This window comes from Corallococcus sicarius, from assembly GCF_003611735.1.
Classification (GTDB): Bacteria; Myxococcota; Myxococcia; order Myxococcales; family Myxococcaceae; genus Corallococcus; species Corallococcus sicarius.
On sequence record NZ_RAWG01000508.1, the window covers coordinates 1 to 4,336 of the forward strand.

Genomic DNA, 4,336 nt, shown 5'->3' on the forward strand with positions numbered 1-4,336 from the left:
GCCCCTCCCCACCGCCAACGCGCCCGCCACCGCCGGGGCGCCTTCGGGCCAGGTCCCCGCCGCCGCCGTGCCCGCGACGCCGCCTCCGGCCGCGCCCCGCGAGGTGCGCTTCCGCGTGGAGAGCGAGCCCGCGGGCGCGGAGGTCACCATCAACGGGCACGTGCGGGGCAAGACGCCGCTGGAGATTGTACTCCCCCCGGATGAGTCGGGGCTGGCGTCGCTGGCGCTGACGTTCGCGCTGGAGGGCTACCAGACCGTCAGCAAGACCTACGCGGGTGAGCCGGGCAGCACCGTCCCCGCGTCCATGAAGTTGCCGCAGTTGCCGCAGTCGCCGCGCATCAAGAAGCAGGGACCGAAGCCGAAGGCTCCCGGTTCCGCGTACAAGGACGATCCGTACCAGTGACCATCCCGACAGTCTTTCGACGAGGGGCGCTCCTCGCGCTGTGTCTTTGCGCGACCGAAGCCCTGGCGGACGCGCGCCTGGAAGCGCGCCGCCACTTCCGCAATGGCATGAACCTCATCGAGCAGAAGCAGTTCGATGAAGGCATCGCCGAGCTGGAAGAGGCCTACAAGATCAAGCCGCACCCCAGCGTGCTCTACAACATCGCGCGGGCGTACCAGGACGCGGGCCGGCTGGCGGAGGCGCTGGACGCCTTCAAGCGCTACCTGGCCTCCAACCCGCCAGACGCCGCCAGCGTGCAGGCCCAGGTGACGCGGCTGGAGGCCACGCAGCAGGCGGCCTCCGCGGAAGCGCCCCCGCCCGGCAGTGCTCCGGGGACAACAGGGACGCCGGGCTCCTCCCTGCCCATGCCCCCGCCGCCGCCCACGAGCATCCAGGCCCAGCAGCAGCTGGCCACGCTCATGGAGCGGCTGGAGAAGGCCGTCAACCGCGCCGAGTCGCTCACCGCCTCCTCGACCCCGCAGACGCAGGCGTCCACCGCCGCGCCAGCGTCCGGGAGCGAGGAGCGCGGCGCCAGCGAGCAGGGTGACACCTCCGGCGACCAGGGCTTCGTGCCGTACGAGGAGCGCGTGGTGACGGCGAGCCGCCGCGCCCAGTCCTCGCTGGAGGCGCCCAACGCCACCACCGTCATCACGGCGGAGGACATCCGCCTGTCGGGCGCCACCACGCTGCCGGAGCTGTTGCGGCGCGTGCCGGGCGCGGACGTGATGGCCATGGGCGTGGGCAGCGCCAACGTCAGCCTGCGCGGCTTCAACCAGCGGCTGTCCAACAAGGTGCTGGTGCTGGTGGACGGCCGCACCGAGTACCAGGACTTCATCGGCCTCACCGTGTGGGCCGGCCTGCCCGTGGGCCTGGAGGAGATCGACCGCATCGAGGTCATCCGCGGTCCGGGCAGCGCGCTCTACGGCGCCAACGCCATGCTGGGCGTCATCAACATCATCACCCAGGCCCCCGGCACCGGCCGGCGCGCGCGCTTCAGCGCGATGGCGGGCGGCGGCAACACCGTGCAGGGCTCCTTCGTCAGCCACGGCCAGAACGGCGCCCTGCGCTACCGCGCGTCCGCCGCCTACCGGCAGGAGGACAAGTGGACCCGCGACTACGCGAGCAGCCGTCCAGACTTCGCCCTCCGGGATGAGAACCCCGACCTGGGCATGCGCGGCGCCCGCGGCAACCTCTCCACGGTCTACGCCTTGTCCGAGGGCCGGTCGGTCGGCCTGTCCGGCGGCGTGCACCGCTACAACACGGAGATCTACCCGCTGGGCCTCTTGCGCAACTACTCCATGGACGCCCTGGGCGCGTACGCCAAGGGTGACGTGGAGCTGGGGTCGGTGAAGCTCAAGGGCTTCTGGAACCACCTGTCCGGCACGGCGGGGCCGCAGTACGAGGCCATTGGCCAGCGCTCGCTGGTCACCGACATCGAATCCAACGTCTTCAACGGCGAGGTGCTGTACGCGCGGGGCTTCGAACTCGCGGGCGAGCACCAGGTGAACATCGGCGTGGAGGGCCGCCTCAAGCGCGTGGCCTTCGGCTACCTGGACGGCAACCTGCGCGAGGAGTTCCACGCGGCGGCCTTCATCCAGGACGAGTGGCGCATCGTGCAGCCCCTGCGGCTCGTGGTCAGCTACCGCGTGGACCGCCACCCGCTGCTCGACAAGGGCCAGCCGGGCATCGCGCAGTCGCCGCGCCTGTCCGCCGTCTTCCAGCCCATGGAGGGCAACGCCTTCCGCGCGTCCGTGGCCACCGCCTTCCGCGAGCCCACGTTCCTGGAGAGCTACACCCGCCTGCCCGTGCCCGTGCCGGGCGTCAACGGCGTCAGCGTGCTGACCACCGGCAACCGGCAGCTGCGGCCCGAGCGGCTCAACGCGCTGGAGCTGGGCTGGCGCGGCGAGTCCCCGCGGCTGGGCCTGGACTGGGACGTGGCCCTCTACCAGAACACGGTGAAGGACCTCATCGGCCTGTCCCCCGTGCAGCGGCTGCCCGCGGGCGAGGCCTACGACAGCGGCAGCGGCAGCTACCTGGTGGGCCGCTCGCTGTTCACCAACGAGAACGCCATCTACACCGCGCGCGGCGCGGAGGCCGGCATCAGCCTGTCCCCCATCGACGGCCTGGGCATCAAGGCGAGCGCCGCGTTCCAGCACGTCAACTCCGACCTGCCGGAGGAGGGCCAGTGCGGCCCGTGCAGCCAGGCGCCGGGCTTCCGGCTGTTCGGCGGCGTGACGTACCGCACCCGCAGGGACCTGGAGTTCGGCATCGACGCGGCCTTCACGTCCTCCACCACCTGGATCGAGCGCGAGCCCGCCGCCGTCGACCCCACGCGCGTGGACCTGCTGGCCAACAACCTCCCCGCGTACACCGTCGTCAACGCCCGCGTGGGCTACGACGTCGCGAAGGACTTCGCCTCCGTGGCGCTGATGGGCAGCCAGCTCGGCGGCGGCCACGCGGAACACCCCTTCGGCAACCGCATCGAGCGGCGCGTGTTCGCCACCCTCACGGTGACCCCATGAAGCGCGCCCCTTCCTCCCCCCTCTTCCGGGGGCTTGCCGCCGTCACGTTCGCGTCGCTCCTGTCGCTGGGCTGCGAGTCGCCGGAGGTCCGGCCCACCGCGGACGGCCGGCAGAACACGCGCGCCGCGCGCATCGAGGGCAGCCTCGTCGTGCAGTCCTCCGCCCGGGGCAACGCGGTGGTGTTCCTCTACAGCGCGGACGCCCTGCCCCCGCCGCAGGGCTCCGGCCGCCCCCTGGCCTTCACCGTCATCCCGGCCGAGGAGCTGTTCGGCGCGTCGCTGGGTGACACCAGCACCGGCCCGTTCACCGCGCCGTTCGCGCTGAGCCTCGTGGCGCCCGGCCGCTACCTGCTGCGCGGCTTCATCGACGCGGACACCTGCCGGCTGATTCCGCAGCCGTGCCACACGCCGGACTTCAACCCCTTCTACGCCGTCACCGGCGAGCCCAACGCGGGCGACGTGGGCGGCGGCGCCGTGGATCCCGCCAACGGCGCCGCGCGCATCCTGGAGGTGACGACGGACGCGGACGGCTGGCCCCAGCCGCTCACCGGCGTCTCCGTGTCCTTCAGCAGCACCGCCACGGTGCCCTTCGACCGGCCCGCCTTCCAGGTGTCGGAGTCGCGCGACTTCGACACCTCCGCTTCGTCGAAGGTGCTGACGCTCACGCCGCAGCAGTTCACCGGCGTGGTGGATCAGCGGCCCCCGGGCTTCTGGGTGCAGCTGGTGGACGCCAACCGCGACAACATCCCCGACGACGCCAACGGCGACGGCGTGCCGGACTTCTGGCCGCGCGTGGTGGTGCGCAAGCTGGCGGACGTGCCCGGCGTCGTGGACGAGAACGACCTGGACCGCAACGGCGTGGTGGATGACGAGGGCGTTGACTACGCGCGCCTCAACGGCGGCATGGACGGCAAGCCGGACGCCGTCGTGCTGGCGGCCGGCCTCCGGCCTGATGCCCTGCTCGCTGCCCTGCTGGACGAGCAGGGGAAGCCCCGTCCGCAACCCGTCTTCGTGCCGCAGCTCAGCGTGGTCATCCGGGCCCAGGCCGTGGACGCGCGTGATCCCGCAGCGCCCGCCCCGCTGGCCGCCGTTCCGCCCGGGCGCTACAGCGTCACCCTGCTCCAATCCACGGGGCAGACCTGGCGTGTTCCGAATGAGCTGGATCCGACATTGGCGGAGCCTGCCGGGCTGCCGGGGACACCCTCCCAGTCGTTCGTCCTCGAGGTGCGTTGAGGTCTTCGGGGCCGGTGTGAAATCTCGGCGCGGAGCAGTGCGTTGCTTTGACTTCGCAAGGCCCATCCGCGACCATGGGGAAGTGTCGTTGGAGGCATTCCCCCTCCCGAGGTTCTGATTCGATGAAGGCCGGCCCCCTC

3 protein-coding genes are annotated in these 4,336 nt (G+C 71.9%); all 3 read left to right on the top strand.

Annotated elements, in window-relative coordinates; all coding sequences use genetic code 11:
* Nucleotides 1–403 (top strand): PEGA domain-containing protein (locus tag D7X12_RS39750; protein ID WP_120630350.1); only part of this gene is annotated, 403 nt, incomplete at its 5' end.
* Entirely contained in the window at nt 400–2,964 is a 2,565-nt protein-coding gene (locus D7X12_RS39755; protein ID WP_120630351.1) for a TonB-dependent receptor domain-containing protein, read from the top strand. The genes D7X12_RS39750 and D7X12_RS39755, both read left to right, overlap by 4 nt.
* Entirely contained in the window at nt 2,961–4,196 is a 1,236-nt protein-coding gene (locus tag D7X12_RS39760) for a hypothetical protein (RefSeq protein ID WP_120630352.1), read from the top strand. Before D7X12_RS39755 ends, D7X12_RS39760 begins: the two co-directional genes overlap by 4 nt.
* Nucleotides 4,197–4,336: the final 140 nt, after the last annotated feature.

Coding starts and splice junctions, on each gene's coding strand:
- D7X12_RS39760 (WP_120630352.1), top strand. CDS start 2,961: ATGAAGCGCGCCCCTTCCTCCCCCCTCTTCCGGGGGCTTGCCGCCGTC.